Here is a 24,975-nt window from a genome sequence, read left to right as displayed (position 1 = left end):
GATCGGCCCCTCAAGTACGTGGGCCTCCGTGCCGAATGTGGTTGCGCGCGTCAGCGATTACCCTCGACCTATCGCGGGCCCACAGATTCATCGGCGACCTCGGCGCCGCGCCAGGTCATACAAACCTGCAAGGAGACCAAGTGGTCAAGCTCGCCGACCTGATGGCGAATGCCGCGCAGATTATGAAGCTGGACCTGGCCAGGATCAGGTTGGCAACTAAGCACGCTGGGCTGAAGGGAGGGGCTGCCGAGGAGGTCTTGGCCAAGTTCTTGAAGCAGCGGCTCCCGGGCTCGCTCGGCATCACCACAGGTCACGTGGTCGACGCGAACGGCGGACTGAGTAAACAAGCAGACGTCATCATCTACGACGCACTACGCACTCCGATTCTTTTCGAGAGCGCCCTGGATGGATGGGATGTTGTTCCCGCCGAAGGGGTGGTCGCCGTGATCGAAGTGAAGATGCATCTGACCGCGGCGGATATACCCAGCGTCGTTGCCAACTGCGACAGTGTGATGCAGCTACGCCGTGACGCCTACATCGGGCACGCTGTCCAGACCATCGATGCCTATGGGTCGAGGTGGAACGAACTCCCGGTCTACTACAGCCTGTTCGCCTACGAGAGCGACAGCATGTACGCGGCCGAGCTGAACGAACTGCTGTCGTCGCACGCGTTGCAAGATCGGATCGGGAGTGTCTGCTATCTGGATCGAGGGGTCTCCCTTCATGCCGACCTCTCAGGTGGTGCTGCCGCACTTGTGCCGGTCGCCACCGAGCTGGCGACTCTGCTCGACATCCCTACGCCTAACGCGCTTCTCCTGTGGCTAACGGCCTTGAGCACCGTGGTCTCAGTCGGCGCATCTCGGCGGCCAATCGACCTGATGCGCTACGCGCCAGAGGAACATGCAGAGTTGCGCGGCACGGTACGAGGGACGTCACCTGAGGTTGCCCGCAGGCGCGCTGAGGCCGCTGGGCAGCAGACGCTGACGGGGCTTGGAATGGATCCCGCGACCGCAGCCTGCATCACTACGAAGATGCTTGACGGCCAGCCGCTCACAGCAGGCGACCTCCGGGCAGTAGAGGCGGTGGGCGGTCAAGTGGTTCCGGATGACGAGGGCCACGCAAAGCTGGTTATACCGACGCGGGGCAGTTGACAACGGCACGACTCCTTTGCGGAGACCGGCCGAGATGGAGCCGCGGGATGGAATCGAATCGACGTCCTTCTCATTATGAGGAGGAACGACACCGTCTCACCTGGCCTCTACCAGCAACTTTGCTCTTATCCTGTTCGCACCACGACCACATGCCCCGCATGGGTTGACACCACTTCGCACCACGACCGGCACCACGAACGCGCCTTGGCCCGCGAAGGCGGCTTGGCCTACCGACACGGGTCAGGGCGCTGGCTGGATGGCCCGCAAGACCTGAAGCCCGAGGCGGCGGACTAAGATCTGACAACCTGTCTGAACTGGTACCGACGGGTCTTGGAGTGCAGGGAGTTCCGATCGTCCTGAGGAAACACCCCGTCGGTCTACCGGTGAGGATGGGAGCTCATGAGAAGTGGAGTGACCCTTGCCTAGATTTCCTCCGAGCGCGGATTGATGCGGGTCAGAAAGTCGGGAAGCTGATTCCAGCCGTCGAGCCAGACGGTGTTCACATCGAGGGAGCGGAGGTAGCGCTCCTTGATGGAGTTTCGTCTCCCCTGCACCGTGTAGGAGGCTGGCATGTTCATCCCGTGCACGAGCCTCAAGTCATCATGGATAGTGTTGAAGTTCGGGTCGCTGAGGCTGAATTCAACGAAGAGGAAGCCGCCGCCGGCGAGCTCGTTTCGCAGGTTGTCCATCATTGCGCGCCGCTCGGCTCGGGCGCGCGCGTAGTCGGACCCGGTCAGGACGATCGTGTCGGGCTGGCCGATGGCACCGTGCAGCTTCACAAGATGCGCGTCGTCGGTTCGGCGGTGAGCCGTGAACTGGGCCTCGGTGACGCTGACGCGTAAGGTCTCGCCCAGCCTGCCGGTAGGCAAACTCGATCAGCTCGTCGTAGTTGGTGGTGAACAGTCGTCGGAGCCGCATCGCCACGAGGGCTCGGTGGCCAGGAGTGACGTTCACGAAGCCGTGGCGTCCGGCGTCGAACTGACGTTCTAGAAACTCGCGATAGTTCGCTTCGCCAACGGTTTGACGGAACAACTGAGCACAGTCGAGCGGGCGCTCCTCCGCGAAGAACCCCCACAGGGCGCCACGCTCATCCTCCGAAGTCATCCCAGCCAACTCGTCGTACATGCGGCTAACCAGCCATGGCCATGAGGGCAGTGGTAGTCCGTCGTCGTCGACGAGGCGAGGTTGGTCCGGCCACCACGCGCGCTGAGGACGGTCGTAGTCGAACCGCGCACGGCCTTGCAGCCTGGCTGCGCCGAAGGAGAGACCGGCGCCCAGGAACACGAGCAGACGTCCTGGGTCAGCCAAGAGCTCGCGAAGCCGCTCGACCAGACCTGCGTTGGGAAGGATCTTCATACCAAGTCACCCAGCCAGTTTGGCAGTGCAAGCGCCCTGGACCCGCGAGGCTACGGCCCTGCCCCAAGACTTGATGAGAGCCCGCGATGGAATACGGACTGACACACCGCGACGCAGCAGCAGGCCGTTGAGCAGACGGTTACGGGCTGGGAGAAGGGATCTGGGACTCGGCCGGCACGGCAAGTTCCGCGCGGGTCGCATCGTGACCAGCGCTGGAAGCCGTTCCGCGGCAGCCGGTAACCCGCGTGATGTCAGCCTGTTCCACTAGGCGGGCCGGCGGCGCTACCGAGCCTGCATCCTCGCTCCGTCGGGACCATGCTCACGCCGTGTCGCTAGACTCCGACGAACCACGGAGGAGGAGACTGGGCGTCATGGTAGACCTATTCCCGGACAAGGATGGCGTGCTGCCAAATCAGCACCTTGAGAAGGCGATCTCGGAAGGCATCATCAGTGCATCCGACGAGGAGATCCCGGCCGCCAACATCCAGCCCGCGAGCCTCGACCTACGCCTTGGCGATGTGGCGCACCGGATCCAGTGCAGCTTCCTTCCCGGACAACACAAGGTGGAGGATCGACTGCGCGAGTTGGGCAAGTACCAACTTGATCTCACTGACCCGGACGGCGCGGTGCTCGAGGTCGGTCTCCCGTACGTCATCCCGCTCATGGAGCGGCTTCATCTACCGAATCGGATGCGAGCACGAGCGAACCCGAAGAGTTCGACCGGGCGTGCCGATGTGTTCACTCGCGTGATCACAGATCACGGTCCCCGCTTCGATGACATCCGGACGGGCTATGCCGGCCGGCTCTATCTGGAAGTTGTTCCTCTCTCTTTTCCGATCAGAGTTCGACGCGGGCTCACCCTCAACCAACTGCGCCTGTCCGTCGGCGAATCGGCACTCTCCGACACGGACATCCGGAAGGAACACGCTAAGAGTCCGTTGCTGTCTGTCAATGGGAAGCCGGTAGGCCCGACAAAACTGCAGCTGTCCTCAGGTCTGTTCTTGGGCCTGAATCTGCGTGGCCCCAAAGGCAGGGGCGTCGGATGGCGGGCGCGGGGCAGTGCTCCGTTGCTTGACCTGAGCAGATCCGGCGCGTCCGACCCGCACCTGTTCTGGGACAAGGTGACCCGCGAAGAGGGGGACCGCATCGTCTTGCAACCGAACAGTTTTTACCTGCTCATGTCGCACGAGGAAGTCACCATCCCACCTCACTTGGCCGCAGAGATGGCCGCGTATGACCCCACGAGCGGCGAGCTACGGACTCACTACGCAGGGTTCTTCGACCCGGGCTTTGGATACAACGCCGAACAGCGTGCAGCCGGGTCGACCGCTGCGCTGGAAGTCCGCGCCCACGATGTCGCCTTCATGATCGAACATCGGCAACCCGTCTGCAAGCTGACCTTCGAGCGAATGCAAGAGCCGCCGACCATGCTGTACGGCGAAGGCGGCTTGGGATCGAACTACCAAGGACAGACCGAGACGCTCGGCAAGCACTTCAGGATAGAGAGAGGCGAGATCCCGCCTGCCCCCGCTGCGTCGGACCACGGGACCGTTCCGGAGTCTGAACAGCTTGAGTTCGCCGGCGAGGGATGAGTTCTGTGCCGCAACTTCCCGACCCGGACGCTTGCCGGGGACCAGAGGATCTGGGCAAATTTGAGCATGACGAGGCAAACGACATCTTTTACGTATGCGAGTACGACCCGCGGCTAGATGTCTACACCTGGGTGATCAATCCGCCCGTTGAGGACTGAGCCAGGGGCGGTTGGCGCGCGACGCTTGCCGTCGCTGCTCGCGTCGCGTAGATCGTGCAGGAGAGGTCACAGCTCGGCAACGATCACGTTCGGGGATAGCTGACCGAACCCCTGCTCGTTGCGTCTGTGTATATGCACACACCCCACTGGCCTGTTGCTGAGCTGCCTGACATGTAAGTCTGTCTATACCCGACCGAGTGGGGGACAAATCGTGAAGGTCGTCAAGGACACCAGCAGCGTCGAGCGTGCCAAACAAGTAGCCAGGAACCCGACCGACTACTTCGCGCGTGGACGAGCCGAAGTGCAAGCCGAGGCCCGTAGACCTCGGCCCGCAACCAGCAAGGCGCCCCGGAAGGCCGAAGACTAGCCCGTCGGGTAGTCAGAGAACCTTGTGTAGTTCGCACAGACGGCAGCAAAAGCATCCGCGATCACCTGCGCGGTGCGCACATGATCTTCGGTGATCGCCTCGGGGTCGGGGCTGTCGATGGTCACCATGCCGAAAACGTCCCCCTCCTCGCCAGAAACATGAAGCGCGGCGAACGCCTTCCACATCTTCCGCTTGGTCCATGCGTACGGCGCGCCAGCCTCGCCCAGATGCCAGATCCGGGGCTGCTGCCCGTCAAGCGCTCGGAACGCCTCGTCACCGCGGGCCCCGTCGCCCTCCCGCATGACCAGGGCCGGCTTCTTGCGCTCACCGCGCTTGTCGACGGCTCGGAGTAGCCGGTGGGGCGCGCGACCCTCGACCGCCCAGTAGATGACGCGGACATCGGAGACGCTCCCACCGAGGTACTCGACGATGCCCGATTGCATCGTCACCAGAGCCTGCCCGTACAGCTGGGCCGGCCGGCTCTTCTGGTCGTCCGGGAGCGTCATCGGGTCGAGGCCACCGAGGCTGATCAACGTTCCGATGAGAGGCCGCAAGACGACCTTGGAGAGCAACATCTGTTCCTCGAGCTGCTCGTTCTTGCGGGCGATCAGTCGCAGCGCGTCCGCCAGCTCCGCCTGCTGGCGACCGATCTTGCGCTCACGGTCCGCGAGCCGATCCTCTCGATCGGCAAGCTCCTGCTCTTGGTGAGAGATCTCGGCGGCCGAGGTCCGATACTGCACCCACTGCGCGGCCACGTTCAGCACGGCCCCAGCTACCACGGCGGCGAGGCCGAGGTAGGTCAGGAAGGTCTCCCGGGTGGTGTGAACGAACAACACGCCCACATCGCCCTGGGCGCCTGGCGCTCTGACCTGCGTCCACCAGCCGACGCCGGTGAGCACCGCACTTACTCCATTGAGCGCGAACCACCAGAAGGGCAGTAGTGCCCTCCAGGGGCGGCGCGCTAACTGTCCTGCCGGCTGGCTCCCGGCCGGCAGCAACGTGGGCGTCGTCTCCTGACGACGCTCGTTCTTGGGCATGGTTGTCTCCCGACGCCTGTGAAGTTAGCTGTCGGGTTCGGGCTGAGAGTCAATAGCCCGGTCCGCTCCCGCGGACTTCACCCCAGGGTCCCGACCACTCACGGTCGGGACCCAACTTCCTGGGGCCCCCACTCCTGCCATGGTTGTTCGAGGGGAGCGGGTGCGCCTGGCAGGACTCGGCGTTGACACACCTGCGGTTGGACACAAGGTGTCCAGGTAACAGCCGAGATTACACCCATTCCGGACGTACTTGCGCCGGGATACCTCGACGCGCCGGAAATGCAGTCCGGGGTACGCCGGTCGAGCTTGCCCGTGTTGTGTCGTGTTGTGTCGTGTTGTGCCGACGCGCGCCACACAACGAGCGGGGCAGCAGCCCTCTTATCCCTTGCTGGCAAGGGATACCCGCACTCCGCAGAGGACTGTCCGCTGCCGACTGAAGGTACAGAAGGGGAGTCCCCGCGGTGAGCCGCGCCGGAAGAAGCGCCCGAAGTGTGTAGAACTCGGCTGTGTTCCCATTGCGAATATGGATAGCCAATTCAAATAGGGATTTGGAATCGCTACTTAACCGTCCGGATCCGGGTGGAATCCATGCCTGACTGGCCCTCCGGCCATCCCGCAGCGGCAACCGCGGCTTGGTGCGGCGCAGGTCGAAACCGAGCTGGTCGTCCAGCCGCACCGAGTACTCCACCGCGCCGGGGAAACGCTGGAACTGTTGCCGCATCTTCGCACCGGACCGCAGGAACGCCATCGCAGCCGGCGGCAACCATCCGTCCATCGCGTCCAAGTCACGGCGTGCTCGAACTACGGCGAGGGCGGCGCCGCCAGGCGCGGAAGTTGCGCAAAGGTCGCGGCGGGCGAGACTGGAGGGCCAGGAGGCGACGGAAACCCGGGGGGTTGCGCCGCGCCGACCAAGGTCGGCGATGCCTCGGCCGCGGGGCAGCCAGATCATGTTCCGGGTCGGTGACAACCGTGCGCTCGTGGGCTCTTCGGTCTTCCCAGTACGGGTGGTGGTAGCGCTCAGCGGCGCTGAGGCGTCTCCCGCGACGCCGAGTGGTTAGAAGTCCTTCAGACTCGGCCGTGGTGCGGCATGCCACGACGGCATGGCGACGTCTGCGGCTAGCGCAGACGATTCAGCAGAACGGAATGGGCGCCTTCAGTGGACCTGCGCAGCGGGCGCACCTGGACTCCAGCCGGCGGGGCTAGAGCTGATGAACCGGCGCGACAGTCACCCCTCTCGTTTCACACAACACACCCATGGATCGCTGGCCCAGGTCTACCCGTGTTTGAGCGCGACCGTGCGGCCGGCGACTACCAGGTCACCTTCACTGGTGTATAGGCCGGCGATCACGACTTCGGGTCGGCTGATCGGTCCGAGGACTCCCCGACGATGACCTCGCGGGTCTCGCGGTGCTTCACCTTCACCCACGCGTCCTGGCGGCCTCGCGTGTAGCGCGAGGCTGCTCCTTTCACGACGAGCCCTCCCACGCCCATTGCGGCCGGCGGCAGTTCGAACCACTCCGTGGCCTCGTCAAGGTCATCGGTCACTGGGGTCAGCTGAAGCGGCGGCCCCCAGTCCTTGGACAGCTGCTCGAGCCTGCGCCGGCGGACGGTCCAGCGCTGCGTCCGCAGATCGACGCCGCCGACCCCGAGGAGATCGAACGCGGCGTAGGAGGCGGGGAGCTCGGCCGCCGTCGCCCGGGCCTTGGCCGGGCTGGTGACCAGGCGCTGCTGGAGCGCGTCGAAGCTCAAGCGGCCGTCGGCGCCGAGGATCACCGGTTCGCCGTCCAGCACGACACCGGCAGGCAAATGCTGCACCGCGGCGGCGACGATGTCGGGGAAGCGGTCGCTGATGTCGTTGCGGTTGCGGGTCCACAACCGCGCCCGGTCGCTCCCGCGGACGATCGCGACCCGGCCAGTTGACTGAACTCACAACCGGAGTTGACCACGCCTCTGCCGGGGGCGGGCGGGGCAACTTACATCGCGGCCAGCCTGCCCGGCCGTCACCGAACACCAATAACGGCCACAGGGCCTGCGAGCGCCTCAGTCCTTTGTGTCCAGCGGGCGTAGGTTCGCGGCGGCGAACCACGCCTCCACCGACTCCGGCCGGCTGGGGTTCGGCACGTACACAACGCGCGCCTGCCAGTCCCCAGACGCTGTACGGCGCCACTCGAGAATCAGCCCGGGCCAAGGGCCCTGCTCGCGCGCCGTCCGCAGCACCCAACAATGACGCCGCTGCGCGTCGGGAGGCGGCGTCCTGGGGTAGCGCCGATTGGTACCCATTAGCCTAGATTAGAACACATGTTCGATAGCGACAGTTCAGGGCGGTGATGGGTACGGAGACGGCTCAGCCGCCAAACCGAGACTCCCAGATCCGCGATCACCGCCGTGGTGGCTCTCGCGGGACGCGACGCCGAGCAGGTCCTTCGGCCGGCGGTCTCTTGCCGATCCTGGGCAGCGCGAACGGTGAGACGGCATCTACCGCCCGCTGACAACCCTGGGTTAGCGTTCAGTCGCTCCCGGCAAGATCGCTCAGGGAACACTCCGCCCGTCCCGGAAGGATTACCCATGCGCAAGTGGGTCTTAGCTCTGACCTCAGCCATCACTCTGCTCGTTGGTTCCACTCTTAACGCTGTGCCCGCCAATGCGACCGACACCAGTTTCCAGGCCTGTGTCCAGGACTCCTGCGAGGGGACGTGGACGGCCGGATCTATCACCTGGCTCAACCGAACCGCAACGCTGTCGGTCACCATCTTCAAGCCCGAGGGCGTCGACTATTCGGCGACCGCCATCTTCGACGCCTTCGCCGGTACCACGAAGATCGACACCCAGACCCGGACGATGCGAACCTCCGCCGACCGCCAGGAGTTCCCGGCATTCACGATCGGCGACCCGAACCTGGTCGGAGGAATCAACCGCATCCGCGTACAGCTGTGCGAGAACGACACCACGCCGCCGTTCTGCGGAATCCAGCAGAACTTCTGGAGGTAGCTCGGCCACCGCACACACTCACCGGGCGCGAGCTGGCAGCGTGGCAGGCTGGTTGCATGTGTGGTCGCTATGCGTCAACAGCCCGCCGAGCTGACCTGCTCGAACAGTTCCAGATCGACGACGACAAGGCCGACGAACCGAACGGACCCGACTACAACGTCGCGCCGACCAAGCTCGCCCCGGTCGTGATCTCGAGAGCCCTACTTGACGGACCCAAGGACGCCGCCGCGGTGCGGCAGCTACGGCTGTTCAAGTGGGGCCTGATCCCGTTCTGGGCCAAGGACACCAGGATCGGGAACCGGTTGGTCAACGCCCGGAGCGAGACCGTCCACGAGAAGCCAGCGTTCCGGGCCGCGTTCAAGTCCCGACGCTGCCTGATCCCGGTCGATGCGTTCTACGAATGGTTCGAGACCGACAAGCTCAGCGAGAAGACCCACAAGCCCTTCAAACAGCCCTTTGCGTTCCGGCCCATCGACGGCTCCTCACTCGCGCTCGCCGGCGTGTACGAGGTGTGGAAGGACAAGTCCCTACCCGAAGACGACCCAGCCTCCCTGTTGCGGTCCTACACGATCATCACCACCACCGCGACCGACGAGATCGGCCGCATCCACGACCGAATGCCCATGGCGATCGCTCCCGACGACTGGGACCTGTGGCTCGATCCCACGGTCAAGGACCCCGCCGACGTCAAGGCGCTGATGAGTCCGCCGACGGGCCTGGAGATCTACGCCGTGTCCACGGCGGTCAACGACGTCCGCCGCAACAACGGCCCGCACCTTCTCGACCCGCTCCCGGCGTCTTGACCACACAGGATCGCAGTGCCTATGACCTCCGAGAGACCGAGTGGGTCTCGGCGCAGGAGGCCGCCCGTGTTCTCGGCGTAAGTGAGAGCACGGTTCATCGAATGGCGCGTCGGGGCCTGCTCGAGCGTGGGTCCGGGTATCGCAGGTACTCCCGAGCTTCGTTGGAGGCGCTGCGCGATCGCGGTGCAGCGATCTCGATCGGTGAGGCAGCCGGCATCATCGATCGGTCGAGGACGGCGGTCCGAGATCTGATCGCCGCTGGTGAACTGTGCTCTTCGTCCAATGCGACGTTTCCGGTCTTCCGGCGTGACGTGGAACGGTACGCCGAGTCTCATCCGCCGCCCGACGATCGGGCCGGGCAACTAGACGCCGCCGCCGCGGCCAGGGTTCTGGGTCGCAGCGTCTCCACTCTTCTACGGTTAGCCAGGTCCGATCGAGTTCCGTGCGACCGTGACACACGTGGCCGGTACTGGTTTCGCGAGGACCATCTGGCGCTGTACCTGCGTGCCAGAGCCACGGCACGCCTGCTAGATCGCCATCCGACATAGTGTGCGGTCGGCCGCTGGGGTGCACTCGCCGCCCCCAGATGGCGTGGAAATTGTCGGTGTCTGCTGGGATCGTCGTGTGGCATGGAGCTGACTGCCCGGGATTTCGAGCGGATACCGCAGCGGAACCTGCGGATACCGGTACGTGAGTTCGCGCGGCTCTGGCTGACGGCCGAGCGTCGTGACGATGCGATGAATGCCGCCGGCGAACCTGAAGACGCATACCTGCGCGGAGTGTGTGCGACCTGCGAGTGGCTTGGAGGCGTGATCATCCAGGTGCGCGGTGCGGATGGGCAATCGCTGTCGGTGTTCAGGCCGTCCCCACTGACCGGGTTGCAGTCGAAAGCGCATGAGGAGCTGATCGCGGAAGAGACGCGGGCGGCCGAGCGGACCATTGCCGACAGCGTTCCTAGTGAGCCAGGGTTTGTTCACGGTGCGCTGGCGACGCTGATGTGGGCGTGGCGCCGATCGGGCATGCCACCGATAGATGTAGAGCGCGCCCAAGCAGGATGACTCGGGTCTTGCCAAGAACCATCCACTAGTTCTGATCGTCTACTCCAGGTCGACCTTCATAGATCCTGCATCGAGCATGGTCTTGTCGGGGTTCCCCTTACTTCGTGCCACGCGGTCGTCGGAGCCCGGCGCTCAGGCCCGACTCGATCGTGCGCTGAGCTTCGCGCCGGCCGAGCCCGATCCGCAGTGCGGCGGACAGCAGTTCGTCTCGTACGGTCTGAGCGTCGAGCGCGCCGACGGCTGCGACGCGGCCAAGTGCGTAGGCCGATCCGTTCAGGTCGTCGTTGCGCTGGCCGGGTGTGGAGGCTAATAGCTTGTCGAGCTGGGCGGTGAGCGCCTTCAGCCCGTACGCGGCGCCGAACCTGCTCGGGCTGCTTGCCGCTGTTGCGGTGGGCGCCGGCTCGGTTGCGGTCAGTGCGCTGATGATCCAGTCGGGGAGTGTGGCTGGCCGGCGGATCACGTCGGCGCGGTAGCGGTGTCCCTGGATGACGGATCCGGCGCCGACGACGTAACCGCCGCGGCCCCGGGTGTCGATCTTCCAGCCGAGCCGCCCGGCGGTGTTCCCGAGTTCGGCTCCATCGGGTTGGCGGTAGTACAGGTGTTGTCCCTTGCTGGGGGTGCTGATCGTCCAGGTCCGGGGCAGGATGTGTCCGCCGTCGGCGGCCAGATGGTCGAGGACGTCACGTCCACACGTGATGCCACGGGAGGCCCACGGTTCGGGTACGGTCTCGCTGCCATCTTTGGGCTGGTCTAGGTCGATCACCACTAGCCGGGACGGGCCGGTAGCGAGGCCGATGTTGTATGGGGCCTGCCGCCACCACCGCGTGATCTGCTCGGCGTCTGTCGTTGCGTTGTGTGGCCAGTCTTCGATCGCTGGGGCTTTGGATCCTGGTCGAAGGGGGAACACGGTCAGGCCGCGGGCGGCGTGCCAGTGGGCCGCGCGTGCGAGCCGGTCGGGTCCTGCTGTCCGGGACCCGATTCGTCCCCGGTTTGCCCTGCGATGTGCTGTGGTGTTCACGGTTCAATCTCCTTTCGGTTCAGGTGCACTCTTTGGCTGGGCTTTGGCTGGGCTTGCGTGTGTCCGAGTCATCGGTCACGGTGAGGTTCTCGTAGCTGGTTGATCGCCTTCGGCATTGGTTTGCCTTGGGTGCTGGAAGGCGGCGCGGGCCGCCTTCCAGCGGCTCGTCAGGCGGCGTTCAGGTCGTTGAGGTCGTGTCCAAGGGATTCGGCGACGGCGGCGATGAGGTCGCGTGCGGCGGGTGGGGTGACGGCGTTGCCGAGCTGGCGGACCTTTTCGCGTTTGTTGCCCAGGACCAGGTAGCCGTTAGTGAAGGCCATCCCGGCCGCGACCTCGTGCGGCTCCAGCATCCGGAACAGGCAGTCCTCGACCGCGATGGTCTGCGGCTCTAGCACCGATTGGTGTCCTGCGGTGGTGAGGGTTCGCAGTGTCTCGGTGGCAGGTGTGCACATTCCTGCACCGGTAGAGCGGGAGCCGTTGTTGTTGCGCATGACGAGCGCGTATCGGTCGCGGGTGGTGAACGTGCCGTGCGGCTCGCTCGTGGCGCGGCTGGTGGCGTTGCCGTAGTAGGGCATCAGCAGGCCGTGGTGGTTGCCTGCGGCAGCGAACGTGTCGAACGGGTCGGTCGCCTTCTTCGTCGTGTTGTTGTTGCGCAGCGGCACCACCAGCGCCTCGGACTCGCGTGTGGTCCGGGTCCGCATCACATGGGTGAGCGTGGTCGCGGTCTCGTTCCAGGTGCCGCCCGCCGGGACCAGCAGGCCGGTCTCGTTGCGGGTCGTCATGGTGCGCATCGCCTCCGACAGCGGAGCGGCGGTCTTGCCGTCGCGGCCCTCGACCGGAACCAGCAGCTCAGGCTTCACGTAGCGGGCAAGTCCGGCGCGGATGCGGGACATGGTCTTGTCGGCCAGCGGCCGAGCCCGGTCCCCGATCCGTAACCCGGTCAGGCTCCAGTCGATCGCAGCCGCCGCCGGAAGCCAGCCCGGCTCCACGACCTGGTTGCGGCAGGCCACGTTCGGGCAGCGCCACACGTACTGAGCGCGGTAGCGGCCCCAGGTCCGTTCAGGCTTCTTCCATGCCTGCATTGCCCGCACCAGCTGGCCGCAGCCTTCGCACCACGCCTTCGGCCGGGTCCATCGGTTCAGGTCCGGGCAGCTCGTCTTACGCAGGTGTGCCACGACGTACAACCGGTCGCGTGACTGCGGCGCCGGAAGGCCACCGGCCTGCGCATGCATACTGTTCAGGTAGACCACGTGCACGCAGTAGCCGAGCGCGTCCAGCCCGGCGCGCCACGCCGGCCACAGCACCCACAGCGCCGCATCGACCACGTTCTCCACGACGATCGCGTCGTAGCGGTGGTGCTCGGCGAACCGCACCACATCCCACATCGTGGCCCGCGACCGCTCGGCCGCCTCGTCCGGCAGGGTGTCGCCGAACAGGTCCGGCATCGCGTCCACGTTGCGCTTCTTGCCCTTGGCCTGGGAGTGGTTGGTGCATTCCGGTGAGGCCCACAGAATGTTGGTGCGCGGGTAGCGGCGCGGCTCGACCTGGGACAGGTCGGCACAGTCGTGGTCGGTGGTCGGGTGGTTGCTGTTGTGCGTCTCGACGGCCAGGTCCCAGTGGTTCGCGGCCATCCGGACGGTCACGCCGGGCACCTGGACAGCTCCGGTGCTTGATCCACCGGCACCGCAGAACAGATCGGTCACGGTCAACGTCATCGGTTCAGCTCCTCTCAGAGGTGGTGCGGGGAGCGCCGTGGGTGCGTGCTCCTTCACCACGACGCTCCCCGAGCCGGTGGTTAGTTGTTGTTGTCCATGTGGTCGTTGAGCTGCCAGTCCGCGTGGTCGGGGTCGATGCCGATGAACTTGCGGCCGCACGAGCACACGCTCAGGAGCTTGCCGTTGCGGATCGGCTGTGGTGCCGGGGTGATGTCGCGGTGCTCCGGCCACCCCATGTCATTGCCTTCGGCATCTGACTCGGTGAGCAGTTGGGTGTTGGTCTGGTTCTGCACGGTTGTCTCCTTGCGACTGGTCCGTTGCCCGCTGGTGGGCTTGTGTGGCGGCAGCCCCGTCCTTTGGGGCCTGCCGGCTACTGCCGCCTACCGGGCCGGCTAGAGGCTCCGCGCGGACCGGTCCCGAAAGTTCTCGGTTGATGGACAAGGAAATAAGCGCAGCGCCGCCGTCCATCAGGCGAGAACTTTCGGGACCGGTTCGGGTGGAGGGGGCCGGTCCGGTAGCCGCCCACCAACCTCAGCCACAGAAGGGATTTCGTACCGGCCGGAGGCCGGGAAGCTCTCCCACCCCCGAGGGCGGGAGAGCCTGGGCTGCTCGTTACTCGTCGTCGTAGCGACCGAGTTCCATCACTGGCCCGTGATCGGCTGCGGTCTGATCGGTAGCGGATACGGTGCTGGTGCGTTCGGCGGTGGCGTCATCGGTGTGCCACCGAGTGAGTTCCTCGACCCGGGTTTCGACCTCGGCGGCGGCGTGGGCTTCTTCGGCATGGCGGCGGTGCTGAATCTCAATCAGTGCCCGCTGTGCGCGGCGTACCGCTTCGGCCGTCTCGTTCGCCGACGGAACCCGCGGTGTATCCGACTCCGTCATCCGCTTCTCACCCGCGGCGACCTCGCGGATGTCAGCCGGCGCCTGACCCTCTCGGACAGCCGCCTGCTCCTCGGCCAGCGCGTCGCTACTGCTGTAGTTGTTGCCGTCGGCCATGATCTCTGCTTCGGAAACATCGCCGGCGGTGACAGCGTCGATGGTGTCAGCGTCTCGCTGGCGGGCGACGTCGGTCAGCTCGTGCTCGTCGGTGACCTCGCGGTGCTCGTCGTCGGCAGGCTCGCTCGCGGTGATGTCGAGCCATTCCTCGGGAGTTGGCCCGTCGTCGCTGTTGTCGAGGCCGCGCGCCTCCAGCTCGGCCTCGGCGCGTTCGGCGGCGGCGCGGGTTTCGGCGGTGTGCGCCCACCAGACCGCCCGTGCCTCGTCGGCGATCGTCAGCTCGTCGGCGCGGGTTTCGAGTGCCTGAGCGAGGGCCTTGGCCTGCTCGGCCTCCGTGCGCAGTCGGTCTCGCGTCGCGGCGTCGCTGCTGGCCTCGGCTTCGGCCAGGCGCAGGGCGGCGGTACGGCGTTCGCGTTCGGCGGCCTGACGGGTGCCGGCGAGTTCCTCGCCGACGTAGGGCGGTGCCCACGCCTGTTCGCGCGCCAGGGCACGGACCCTGATCCGCAACTGCCCGTTGGACAGCTCGGTCTCGACGCGGTCGGCCTCAGGCCGGCCGAGCGCGCGCCAGGCGGCTCGCCACGAGGCGTACTGCTCGACCTGACCGGGTTTCGGGGCCGGGCCGAGGGCGTCTTCGTTGTCCTCGTGACCGACAACCTCGCGGTGCGCGGCCACGGTGCCGGCCCGACGTATCCAGCGGTCACGCTCTTCCCCCGGTTCGGCGGGCGGACGGTCGAAGGCTTCGACGGCCCACTGCGGCTGGGTCTCGGCGACCTGCTCGCCGAGCTGGTCGGCGCGGGCGTCGGCCGCGCTTGCGAGGCTGGCCAAGTAGTCCGACCAGCGCGGGTCCTCGATGCGCGGGAGACGATCAGTGAAGGCGTCGCCGACCGGGTCGGCATGAGTGGTGTTCTTGATCCGGTCCTGGACAACGTGGCTGATCTTGCGGGCGTCGTGCAGCGATCGACGCTGGATCGCCTCGGTGAGCACCTGGCGCGGGTCATACCCGGCCAGCTCGACTCGGCGCAGCAGGTTGTCGAGGGTTCCGGCGCCGTCCTCGATCGCCAGTTGGGCTCGCTGATCGGCGGTGAGCAAGCCGGTATCGGTGAGCTCGTCCAGCCACCGGGCGGTGCGCCCGGCGGTAGCCAGTGCAATGCCGTCGGCCAGCAGTTCAGCGGGCGTGCGGAGCCGGTCGGCTTCGGCGGCCGATTCGGCCGCGGCCTGCAACGCCGACAGTTGCGGGTCGTCCAGCTCGAACGCGCCCCGCAGCACCGACAGGGGCGAGTGCTTCGCAGCCGCGCCGGTCTCCCCGTACTCGGCTTGGCTCGCCAGCGCCTGAGTGACGACGTGCGCCGTGTTCGCGTCACGCCCGCGGGTCATCGCCACATACAGCGCGTACACCGACGTGTTCTGGGTGGCGACCAGGTGGCTGGAATCCACCGTCAGTCCCTGGGAGGAGTGCACGGTGGCGGCGTAGCCGAGCGCGACCCAGTCGCGCACATAGCTCGCCGGCAGCACCATCGTTTCGCCGGGGACGGGTTGACGTGTGCCGCGGATCAGCGGCGCGACCCGCAGCCCGCCGTCCTCCAGTACCTCGGTCACCTTGAATTCGTCGCGGTTGAACGCGGCGCGCTTATTGCCGCGGTAGCCGTTGAGGTGCCAGGCGTTGAGCCGGGTCTGGATCAGGTCACCGGCGCCGACCCGGTTGCCGCTGGACGCGAGCCAGGCGGTGCGTTCGTCGTCCACTTGGCCGTACTCGACCAGCCGGGCGCGCAGCTGCGCGGACAGTTCGGCCGCCTGGGCGTTGGAGTCCACGATCAGCAGCGCGTGCAGCCCGTTGAGGTGGTCGGCCAGCCAGGCGTCGGCCGCGGAGCGCTGTGCGGCTTCGAGGTGGCCGCCGTCGAGGATGCGGCCTTGCTTGTGGTACTCCTCGAGCACCGACTCGTCGCCCTCGCGCAGCCGCAGCGACGCGGGACCCTCCCACTCCTTGCTGAAGCGGCGGGTCTCGGTCAGTTCGTGGGTCAGCGCGCCCGCGGCAACCAGTTCCATTCCGCCGCCGGCGCCGACCGCGGCGAGCTGGCGGTGGTCACCGACCAGCAGCAGCTTCGCGCCCGCGGCGTCGCAGTGCGCCTGGATGCGGGCCAGATCGCTGGTGCTGGCCATGGCCGACTCGTCCACGACGACCAGGTCGCCCTCGCGCAGCACCCAGGCCTGATCGGCGGCGGCGGCGGAGCCGTCGGTGAGGCGTTGCTGGGTCGTCAGCCAGCGGGTGATGTTCTGTGCGGTGACACCGTCGGCGGCCAGGACTTCGGTGGCGACCTGGGACGCGGCCAACCCGACCATGCGGTGCTGCTGCCCTCCCCACAGCTCCGGGTGTTCCCACGCCCTCGCGAGTGCGCCGACGACGCGGGACTTCCCAGTGCCGGCCGGGCCGACCAGGGTCTCGACCTTCGCGGCGGAGGCGAGGATGCCTCGCACGGCGGCGACCTGATCGTCGCCGAGTTCCAGCCCGGTCGCGGCCAGACCCTTCAAGAAAGCCTCTGTGTCGGCCGCGGTCATCGCCACCGCACCGCGGGCATACCCGGCCTTGGCGAGCTGCCGCTCGGCCCGCAGGTGATCCGGCGTCACGTACCGTGCCGCGCCGGGGGCTGAGTAGGCCGACGATCCGTCGGCGCGGCGCAGCTCATCCGGTAGCGCGCCGGTGTGGCCCAAGTGCCGGGCATCGACCGGCTGAGCCAGCGCGATACCGCGCTCGGTCAGCTCGTCCAGCAGCTGCGCGATCTTGTTGGGCCGCATGTTGCCGAGGTTGTCGGGTAGCGCGTTGCTGATTGCGCGGGTCAGGTCCGCTGCACGCCACGTCGCGTGCTTGGACTGCACCTCCGCCAGCGCTGTCTCGAGCACCTTGGCCTGGTTGACCCGGCCCGGCAGCAGCTCGCGTTGCCGCAACGCGAGAACGTCGTTCGCCACCGTGCCGAGTCCCCCGCGGACCTCGGCGCGCAACTGCTGATCCCAGCGCTGGAGCCGGTCGGCGACGGTCTCGCCGTCGTGGGACTTGGCTTTGCGGGTCGCCAGTGTCGCGGTCTGCTGCAACCGGGCGAGTTCGAGGTTGTTCGGATCGCGGCCGAACTGGGTCTCGAACTCGCGGACGAGTACGGCGGTCTTCTGGGTGATCGCGCGGCGGCGGGAGCTGAACAGGTCCATCACGCCCTGGTCAATCCCGACGATCTCGCGGGACTTGCCGTCGGGACGGGTCTGGAACTGGACGCCGAGCGACCGGATCAGATGCTGTTCCATCACCCGCTCCCCCACGGCCGCCGCCGCGGGCTGCACCCGGTGCAGACCCTTGGAGTCGATCGTTCGCCACTTGCCGTCAGGTCCCTGCACGCGGTTGAGGATCGCGTTGTGAATGTGCAGTTGCGGGTCGTGCTCGCGCGAGTCGTGCTGGAAGAACGACGCGATCGTCCAGTCGTGCGTGTCGGCCCATCGACCGGCGGCACCGCCGTGGTGGCCGACGCGGGTGTAGCCGGCCTTGTCCTGCAGATAGTTCAGCGCGGCATGGTTCCCGGCCCAGATCGCGTCCTCGACGGCCTGGCGATGCTCGGCCCAGTGCACCGCCTCGGCCTCGGCCCGGCCCACCGCACTGCGGTGCCGGTGCACCGCTGCCCGGTCACCGGTGCGGTGCGCCTCGTCCAGTGCACCGCGGGCCGCCTCGGCTGCACCGCGGGCCTGCACCTCTTGGGCCTCGAACGCGGTGTGCAGCACCGTCACCGACTTCTGCGGACTGAAAGTCGCGTCATGGAACGCGACATTCTTGCGCACCGACTTGCCCGCCAGTGCACGCAGTTCGGCGCGCCGCTCCGCGTCCGCACCGGGCTCCATGGCCAGTGCATCGGCGTACACCCGATCCTCGGTCTTGTACCCCCGCCCGGTATGGCCCAGCGTCTCGGCCCCGTCCCACCGGGCCGGGTCGCGGAACGCTGCATCGCGCGGGTCGATGAACCGCTCATACAGCGCAGTCATGTCCTGGGTCTCGACCTCACCGGACAGCCCGAGCGCCTCGGCGCCCTTGCCGAACCAGCGCCCCGGCGGTTCGCCGGCCGCGACCGCGCCGGTGTAGTAGTTCTCCCGGCCGGACGCGACCGCGCCGGTCAGGTACTCCGCGCGGTGGCCGCTGTGGATGCTCATCACCGCCATGCCGCACCCCCTGCCGTCACCGGCGCGGAAGCGCCAACCGTCGCCGAAGGCGGCAAGCCGAAACGACGACGCGAAGCGGAGTCGAGGCTCCATCTGATCGTGATGCCTGGGTGTGATCTGAGTTCTTTGGTCTTACTGCTGCCTGCTGGCGGCTGCTGGATCGTCGCCTGGTTCCTGGTCGTTGCGGGTGCGTTGGTGTCTTGGTGATCGACTGCGGATCTGGTGCTCATCGACTTGGTCATCGGTTGCTGCTCGTTTCGAGTTCGCGGTTGGTCGTGCTGTCTTCGTCGGTTCCGCTGTCGGTGCTGCTGGTGTTGTCGTCGGCGTTCTCGCCGGGTTCGGTGACAAGCTGGAGCTGTCCCTGGACCTCGGGCGCGAGGGCCGGGGTGTCGTCAGTGGGCTCGGTCCAACCGGCCAGTTCCGCCAGGCGCTTGGCGCGTGGGGTGCCGACGCCGGTGACGCGGCGGATCGCGCGCTGGCTTATCGGGCCACCGCCGTGTTCGGTCGCGGAGTGGTGGCGCACCACGGCCAGGAGTTCGTCGTCGGTGCGGTCGTCGCTGGCCTGGTTCGCGGTCACATCGGTGCGGTTGATGGTGCGGTGCGGCGGGTGCACTGGTGCGAGTGGTGCGGTGCGGGTGCCGGGCTGCACTGGTGCGCCGGTGGCTGCGGCGCGGAGTGCACCGAGCAGGTAGGCGACCGCCCAGACCGGTGCACCATCGGGGCTGGCTTCCGGGGTCCGCGCGGCGTGCGAGTTGCCCACCGTCTCGCCCACGCCAGAACTCGGCAGGGCGAGCGCTGCGGAGTCGACCAGCGCGAGCAACTCCCCCGGCGTCAATGCCCCGGTGGCCGGCAGCAGCGCGGCCAGGTCGGTGGCCGACAGCAGTCCGTCCCGGATCGTCTGCAAGGCCGCGGTCCGCGCCGCGTAGGCGGCATCGAACGGCCACAGCGTGCGGCTCGGGCACAGCGTCGCCAGCCGCGACGCCATCCGGACGACCTGCTGGACCAGCGCCCGCGCAGCGGCCGGGTCATCGGCGCCGGACCTGGACAGATGCAGCCACACACGCGTCGTGATCACCGGCGAGGTCAGCCAGGTCAGCGCCGACAACCGCGGCTTCGAGGGCTGGGCCAGCTTCATGTGTAGGCGCAGCAGATGCGCGAGCATCTCGACCAAGACCGCGTACGCGACCGGGGCGAGCGCGTGAGCGAGGGCGTCGGCGATCCCGTGGGCGGTGTCGATGTTCAGCCATACGGTGCCGCCGATGAACACGTACGTCGTGATCAGGGCGCCCGGGATCCGCCACCCGCGCGTCAACGCGGCCAGGCGCAGCGCGGTGCAAGCGACGATCATGCCGTCGGCAACCAACGGCACCAGAGGGCTGTCGAACTTCACCGAGACCGCGGTGAACGAGCGGGCGCCGCCGATACCGGCGACGCCGAGCGCGGCCACGACCGCGACCGTGATCAGCACCCGGCGGGTCGTGAGCCGCCCGGCAGCGATCGCAGCAGTGACGGCGCGGATCGCGCGCCGGATCGTCCAGACCAGTCCGGCGAGCAGGCCGCACAGGATCAGCAGACCAGCCAGGCCGGTGGCGATCACCGGCCAGGTCAGCGTGCCGGCGTCGGCCCAGCTGGGCAGGTAGATCGCGTGGGTGAGGATCTGGGCGGTCATCGCTTTCCTCCAGCGGTGGTGGGGACGGCGGTCAGGCCGCCGCGGCGACCGGCCTTGATCTGCTCGGCGGTCGGCGCGGGGCCGAGGGAGTCGCGGTCGGTGGCCCACCAGGTGACGAACGGGTCGGCGTCGGCCGCGAGCGGCACGACCACGGCCCGCTGTCCGGCGGTGTCGCGGTGCGCGAGGACATCGCAGGCCGGGGCGTACTCGCCGATGCGGCGCGTGACGCCGGGGCGTTGCCGGTCGTGCCAGTCACCGACGAGCTTGTTCGACGCCTCCTCGCCCTCGTAGGCACTGGTCCAGGCGTCCATCAGCCACAGCAGTTCCTCGACGATCTCGGGGTGCCACAGCCAGCACGGCGGCAGCGTCTCCCGCGCGGACGCGTACCGCAGGTAGGTGCTCTCCATCCACGGCAGCAACTCACTCAGCACCGCCTGCACGGCGCTCTCGTCGTTCTCGGGCAGCCGCAGCCACGACTGCACCGGCTCGAGCTCACCGGCGCCGCGGCCGGTGCCACGAGTGGGTTTGGCCGCGATCCGGGTCAGCAGGTCCTCGAACGAGGCGACCGTGTCGCCCAGCGAGGCGATCGTCTTGCTCAGCGACGCCACCGCAGTCTTCGAGGCGGTCTGCTGCAGCCCGGTCTTCATCGCGGCCAGGTCCCGCGTCAGGGCTTCGACCGAGCGGGCCAGGCCGGCGACCGCCGCGAGCGCGGCGGTGCCGGGGTCCTTGTCGTCGTCGTAGCGCATTAGTGCTTCTCCTGCCAGAGCGTGGGTTGGGTGCCGATTGGCCGGTTGGACCACAGCGCTTCGGTGCGGTGGCCGTTGGTGCCGGCTTGGCCGGTGAAGGCGGCCAGGTCGAGGCGGTGCCAGTCGGCGTAGAGGGCGTCGTAGAGATCGCTGGGATAGCCGGACAGCACCACCGCCGCGCGGCAGGCCTTCAGCGTCTCGGCGAGTTCGACGTGTTCGGCCTGGCTGCTCATCTCGACGGCGTACTGGCGAGACGAACGGGTGCTGCCCAGATAGGGCGGGTCGGCATAGATGCACACGTGTTCGTGGCGTCCGTAGGCGGCAATCACCTCGAGGGCCGGGCGGGCTTCCAGGCTGACCCGGCGGAGCCTGCGCAGGGCCGGCGTCATCCGTTCGACGTAGGCGTGCAGGTAGTCCGGCATCGACACCGTTGTCCGGTCGCCCGGGTCCTGGAAATGCCGCCACCCGGTGCGGCGGCGTGTTCCGCCCATGCCCTGGCTGAGCTGAACCCAGACCCGGCGAGCCAGTTCCAGCTCGTCAAGGTCGTTGCCGCCGTCATCGGTCAACATGTAGGAGGCGGCATGCTCGGTACGGCTGTGCGGTGTCAGCCAGCACACCCGCGCGAGATCGTTGCCCCGGTCTCGAAGGACCCGCCAGAACGTCATTAGCGCGCCGTCCAGGTCGTTCACGGTCTCGAACGGAGCCGGGGCCTTGGCCAGCAAGACAGCCAACGATCCGGCGAACGGCTCGACGTAATGCCGGTGCCGCGGCAGCAGTGCCGCGAGCTGGGCTGCCTTGGTCGTCTTGCCGCCGTAGTAGGCGAACGGCGGCGCAAGCTCGGCGGTCATGAGCGGTCACCGTCTGCGTTGTCAAAGGCAACGAGTTCCGCGGTATCGGCGGGTCCGGTGTCGCGGGCTGCGAGGGCCGCGCGTGCCCTGCGCATCGCACCGGCCAGTCGAAGCCGGGCGAGGAGCTCGCGGGCGGGGTCGGTGGCCTCCAACCGTGACACAGTCGCGTCGAGGCGCCCGGCGATGTGCCGCAGCACGGGCGCGGTCATGCGCCGCCGCACAGTCCCAGCCTGTTCGATTCCGGCGAGGGCCTGGCCGCGCAGCCAGGCGGTGTCGGTGAGCAGCCGGGCACCGGCCCGGTTCTCGAGCGCAGCCAGGTGGCGGGCAGTCCACTGGACGGTGCGGTGGTTGTGGAACCGCTCCAGGCGCAGGTCGCGGCGGGTCCAGGCCATCTTCACGCGCCCGATCGCGGGCGGCATGCCGCGGGTGATGATCAACGCCTGCCCAGCACGCAGCTGCGCGACCTGGCCCGGCGTGAGAACGGCGACTCGGCGGTCGCTGATCGACACCCCGCCGGTGGTGCGGTCGCGGGTGGTGACCTGCTCCAGCCGCTCCCCACACAGCGTGGACCAGAACTGCAGATCGTCGTCGTCGGCGGTGCCAGCCAACAGCACCTTCGTCGAGACGTTCGTCATCAACGCGCCGGCGGCGGCCTCGCCGAACCGGTCCCGCAGCTGCGCGCGGGACTGCGCGGAGATGTGCAGGGTGATCCCGCGCGACCCGAAGTCACCGGTCCACTTATCGAGGGGGATCAGGCAGATCAGCGCGGCCTCGTCCAGCACCATCGTCAGCTGCGGATCCAACCGGCGCCCCGGCGTCCGCACCGCCAGGGACTTGGCCTGGCGGGCGATGTGCGCCGTCAACGCCGTGACCAGTGGGGCGGTCTTCTTGTCGTCCGCGCCCAGCAGGTACACGGTGCCGGTCTCGGCCAGCAGCCGCGCCACGTCGAACGGAACCCCACCCGGCGCCGCCGCCGCGGCAGCGCTCGGCACCGACAACCAGGACAGGGCGGGCATGATGGTGGTGGAGATGCTGGAACGGGTGCGCTCGTTGTTGGTGAAGAACTGCGTAGCCTGCTGCTCGAACCCGGTCGCGCCGGCGGCGCGCAGCTCCCACAACACGTCGCCCTTGGCGGCGTCGTCGGGATGGGCGATCCAGCGCTGAACATCGGCCATCGAATAGCCGCCAAGCGCGGCCGCGTGCATCAACGCGGTGAGCGCCTGCCGGGCCAGGTTCAGCCAGTGCTCGGCGTCGTCGCTCTTGGCGCCGACCCCGTCGAGCAGATCCGAGGCGCGGTCCATCACCACACCCGGGTCCGTGCACCCGGTCAACGGATCGAACGTAATCGTCGACCCGTCACTGGTGAGGCCGTCGGGGTCGAACACCCACACCGGGCCCCGCTTGGACCGCAGGGTGCGGGTGGTGTCGAGGATGTCGGTCTTGGTCGAGGTCGCGATCACCGCGCCCGGCGCATCGAGCAGGATCCCCATCAGCGCGCCGGTCTTGCCCGCGCGCGGTCCGGCGAACCACGCGGTGTGGTCCTCCGCGCTGGAGCGGACCTTGACCCAGCCGACCGTCGCCACCGTCGCGCCCAGCTGAGCCAGGGGCACGAAGCGCCGCTTCCACGCCGGCACCTCGGCCAGCGAGGGGCGGATGATGCGGGCCTTCTTGCGCAGGGTCCGCGCCGACGACACCCGGCGCACGTCCCAGCCCGATGCCAGCCCGTCGGTCACCCGACCGGCACGCCCGAGCCGGCGCAGCAGTCCACGGGAGCTCGAGCGCGACCGCAACGTGAACCCGGCCGTCACCAGCAACGCGACCGTCGAGGCGACCAGCATCTGCCACCACCGCTGCGATGCCCGCACCGACTCCGGCAGCGCGTGCAGGACGAACCCGGCGTACGCCAGCCATGCTGTGGCGGCCACTCCGGCACCGACCGGACGGTTCACCGCCACCAGACCCAGAGTCACCAGCAGCAGCACGCCGGCCGCGACCAACCACCCCGCCACGCCGCCCGGCGCACGCATCCGCATCGCGACCACACCCGCGAGCAGGACCCACAGTGGCATCGCGATCACGACGCCGTGCAGCAGCCGCCAAAACAGCAACCCCGCGGTCACGAGACCAACCACGCCGATCGCGGCGACCCAGTAGCCGGCCTCGATCAGAGCCGGGGTCCGACCCCACACGAGCGCCGCGAGACCGGCGCCGGTCAGCGTCACCATCAGCGCCGTGAACCGCGGCACCATCACGCCCTCGGTCCGCGTCGGCCGGCGCATCATCGCGCACCCCCGATCAGCACACCCGCCACCGCGAACAACACACCCGCGGTCGCAGCCGCGAACGAGATCCGCAGCCAGCGGTGCTTGGCCCAGGCGATATCGGCCAGCCGCTTCGCGTGGTGACTGACGGCCTCCCACGGCTCCGCGACCAGCTCGCCGTACACCTCGGGGTCAATGTGCCGGCGCAGCTCGCGAATCGAACGCAGACGGACCGCGCCGAAGTACAGGAACTCCCCCGCCACGAGCTTGTAGCCCGGACGGTGCAGCCTCGGCACGACCACCAGCAACGCGCAGCCCAGCGCCACCGCGAGCGCGGCCAGCGCGACACCGAACAGCACGCGGACAGCCAGAGGCGCGCCGTGTGACTGCGACACCAGGGACAGAACAACCGCAGCTAGCGCGGTCTCGACCGTCGCAGCGAAACCGGCTTTCGTGTCAGCCCGGTCGATAGCACCCGCGGCCGAGTCGTGCATCCGCCACGCCAGCTCGAGCCGTACGTTCTCGCTCATCGCGCACCACCCGTCGCCTCAGCCGCGATCGGCTCGGGCTGTACGTTTTCCGCGTACGACATGTGTGCGGTGTGCGCGGCCATCGTCTCGCTAGAAATCGCGAACGACGTGATCTCGACGGGACCGAGTTCCGTGCTCACGTCGTAATGCCCGCCGCGCAACTCCGGCTGAACACCGAGCGCGGCACCGACCTGATCGACCTCGCTGCAAGCAGCCGAAAAGTCCGCGTTCCGGCTCGACGGCCAGACCACCGCCCGCACCGCCGGCACCGGCAGCTCCGGGTGATCCGCCACCCACGCCGCCAACTCGAACAACCCACGGATCAACTCCGCGCGCTGCCGCGGAACCTCCAACATCCCAAACCGCGGCACCCACTCCATGCCGCCCCGCACTTCGTCAGTCATGCTGTAGACCTCTCGAACTCGTACCTGAGTGAAGGGAGAACCGGCCCTGTTCTGGTTGGCGCCTGGGCGGGGCCGGTCTGTGATCGCTTG

At 67.8% G+C, this 24,975-nt stretch carries 19 protein-coding genes and 1 riboswitch; of the genes, 6 read left to right on the top strand and 13 right to left on the bottom strand.

The annotated features are described in order from the left end of the window. The first annotated feature begins 140 nt into the window (after nucleotides 1-140). Complete coding sequence (locus ACIBG5_RS10895) at nucleotides 141-1,151, top strand: DUF6602 domain-containing protein (RefSeq protein ID WP_396391346.1); 1,011 nt, start codon at nucleotides 141-143, stop codon at nucleotides 1,149-1,151. A gap of 422 nt (nucleotides 1,152-1,573) precedes the next feature. Here ACIBG5_RS10895 and ACIBG5_RS10890 read toward each other — a convergent pair whose 3' ends face one another. Continuing rightward, nucleotides 1,574-2,020 carry an SIR2 family protein gene (locus tag ACIBG5_RS10890; protein ID WP_396391345.1) on the bottom strand — a complete coding sequence of 149 codons (447 nt, stop codon included), beginning with the start codon at nucleotides 2,018-2,020 and terminating at the stop codon, nucleotides 1,574-1,576. A gap of 858 nt (nucleotides 2,021-2,878) precedes the next feature. On the opposite strand from ACIBG5_RS10890, the gene ACIBG5_RS10885 reads away from it, so the two are divergent. Next, entirely contained in the window at nucleotides 2,879-4,099 is a 1,221-nt protein-coding gene (locus tag ACIBG5_RS10885) for a 2'-deoxycytidine 5'-triphosphate deaminase (protein WP_396391344.1), read from the top strand. A 521-nt stretch (nucleotides 4,100-4,620) separates the two neighbouring features. Here ACIBG5_RS10885 and ACIBG5_RS10880 read toward each other — a convergent pair. Both ACIBG5_RS10880 and ACIBG5_RS10875 read right to left on the bottom strand, forming a co-directional pair. Further along, nucleotides 4,621-5,661, bottom strand: a complete 1,041-nt coding sequence (locus ACIBG5_RS10880) for a hypothetical protein (protein WP_396391343.1) — start codon at nucleotides 5,659-5,661, stop codon at nucleotides 4,621-4,623. Then, nucleotides 5,661-5,853: riboswitch (cyclic di-AMP (ydaO/yuaA leader) on the bottom strand. (Overlaps the previous gene by 1 nt.) A 1,152-nt stretch (nucleotides 5,854-7,005) precedes the next feature. Continuing rightward, a complete protein-coding gene (locus tag ACIBG5_RS10875) occupies nucleotides 7,006-7,563 on the bottom strand; it encodes a hypothetical protein (RefSeq protein ID WP_396392034.1) in 558 nt (185 codons plus the stop codon). Nucleotides 7,564-8,292: 729 nt separating this feature from the next. Here ACIBG5_RS10875 and ACIBG5_RS10870 point away from each other — a divergent pair. The 4 genes from ACIBG5_RS10870 (at nucleotide 8,293) to ACIBG5_RS10855 (ending at nucleotide 10,510) form a co-directional block, all read left to right on the top strand. Next, nucleotides 8,293-8,649, top strand: coding sequence for a hypothetical protein (locus ACIBG5_RS10870; RefSeq protein ID WP_396391342.1), 357 nt, complete (start codon nucleotides 8,293-8,295; stop codon nucleotides 8,647-8,649). Nucleotides 8,650-8,705: 56 nt separating this feature from the next. Continuing rightward, nucleotides 8,706-9,452: an SOS response-associated peptidase gene (locus tag ACIBG5_RS10865; protein ID WP_396391341.1), complete on the top strand. Its 747-nt coding sequence runs from the start codon at nucleotides 8,706-8,708 to the stop codon at nucleotides 9,450-9,452. Beyond that, complete coding sequence (locus ACIBG5_RS10860; protein ID WP_396391340.1) at nucleotides 9,449-10,000, top strand: helix-turn-helix domain-containing protein; 552 nt, start codon at nucleotides 9,449-9,451, stop codon at nucleotides 9,998-10,000. Before ACIBG5_RS10865 ends, ACIBG5_RS10860 begins: the two co-directional genes overlap by 4 nt. Before the next feature lie 81 nt (nucleotides 10,001-10,081). Further along, nucleotides 10,082-10,510 (top strand): hypothetical protein, encoded by a 429-nt coding sequence (locus tag ACIBG5_RS10855; protein ID WP_396391339.1) that lies wholly within the window; start codon nucleotides 10,082-10,084, stop codon nucleotides 10,508-10,510. A gap of 97 nt (nucleotides 10,511-10,607) precedes the next feature. On the opposite strand, the gene ACIBG5_RS10850 is transcribed toward ACIBG5_RS10855, so the two are convergent. The 10 genes from ACIBG5_RS10850 to ACIBG5_RS10805 form a co-directional block, all read right to left on the bottom strand. Beyond that, on the bottom strand, nucleotides 10,608-11,528 hold the full coding sequence (locus ACIBG5_RS10850) for a bifunctional DNA primase/polymerase (RefSeq protein ID WP_396391338.1): 921 nt from the start codon (nucleotides 11,526-11,528) through the stop codon (nucleotides 10,608-10,610). Nucleotides 11,529-11,695: 167 nt separating this feature from the next. Next, the gene (locus ACIBG5_RS10845) at nucleotides 11,696-13,243 is read right to left on the bottom strand and encodes a DNA cytosine methyltransferase (protein ID WP_396391337.1); all 1,548 of its coding nucleotides are present in this window, start codon (nucleotides 13,241-13,243) and stop codon (nucleotides 11,696-11,698) included. Between the two features lie 80 nt (nucleotides 13,244-13,323). Beyond that, a complete protein-coding gene (locus tag ACIBG5_RS10840; RefSeq protein ID WP_396391336.1) occupies nucleotides 13,324-13,536 on the bottom strand; it encodes a hypothetical protein in 213 nt (70 codons plus the stop codon). Nucleotides 13,537-13,855: 319 nt separating this feature from the next. Beyond that, entirely contained in the window at nucleotides 13,856-18,520 is a 4,665-nt protein-coding gene (gene mobF / locus ACIBG5_RS10835; protein ID WP_396391335.1) for a MobF family relaxase, read from the bottom strand. Between the two features lie 145 nt (nucleotides 18,521-18,665). Then, nucleotides 18,666-20,096 carry a DUF2637 domain-containing protein gene (locus ACIBG5_RS10830; protein WP_396391334.1) on the bottom strand — a complete coding sequence of 477 codons (1,431 nt, stop codon included), beginning with the start codon at nucleotides 20,094-20,096 and terminating at the stop codon, nucleotides 18,666-18,668. Beyond that, entirely contained in the window at nucleotides 20,093-20,842 is a 750-nt protein-coding gene (locus ACIBG5_RS10825) for a hypothetical protein (RefSeq protein ID WP_396391333.1), read from the bottom strand. The genes ACIBG5_RS10830 and ACIBG5_RS10825 overlap by 4 nt, the downstream gene beginning before the upstream one ends. Next, on the bottom strand, nucleotides 20,842-21,690 hold the full coding sequence (locus ACIBG5_RS10820; protein ID WP_396391332.1) for a DNA adenine methylase: 849 nt from the start codon (nucleotides 21,688-21,690) through the stop codon (nucleotides 20,842-20,844). Before ACIBG5_RS10820 ends, ACIBG5_RS10825 begins: the two co-directional genes overlap by 1 nt. After that, nucleotides 21,687-23,969 carry a type IV secretory system conjugative DNA transfer family protein gene (locus ACIBG5_RS10815; RefSeq protein ID WP_396391331.1) on the bottom strand — a complete coding sequence of 761 codons (2,283 nt, stop codon included), beginning with the start codon at nucleotides 23,967-23,969 and terminating at the stop codon, nucleotides 21,687-21,689. Before ACIBG5_RS10815 ends, ACIBG5_RS10820 begins: the two co-directional genes overlap by 4 nt. After that, complete coding sequence (locus tag ACIBG5_RS10810; protein WP_396391330.1) at nucleotides 23,969-24,481, bottom strand: Pycsar system effector family protein; 513 nt, start codon at nucleotides 24,479-24,481, stop codon at nucleotides 23,969-23,971. The genes ACIBG5_RS10815 and ACIBG5_RS10810 overlap by 1 nt, the downstream gene beginning before the upstream one ends. Further along, complete coding sequence (locus ACIBG5_RS10805; protein WP_396391329.1) at nucleotides 24,478-24,885, bottom strand: hypothetical protein; 408 nt, start codon at nucleotides 24,883-24,885, stop codon at nucleotides 24,478-24,480. Before ACIBG5_RS10805 ends, ACIBG5_RS10810 begins: the two co-directional genes overlap by 4 nt. Nucleotides 24,886-24,975 lie beyond the last annotated feature (90 nt).

It is taken from the genome of Kribbella sp. NPDC050241 (assembly GCF_044459685.1).
Lineage (GTDB): Bacteria > Actinomycetota > Actinomycetes > Propionibacteriales > Kribbellaceae > Kribbella.
This window is presented reverse-complemented; position numbering and strand designations above follow the sequence as displayed.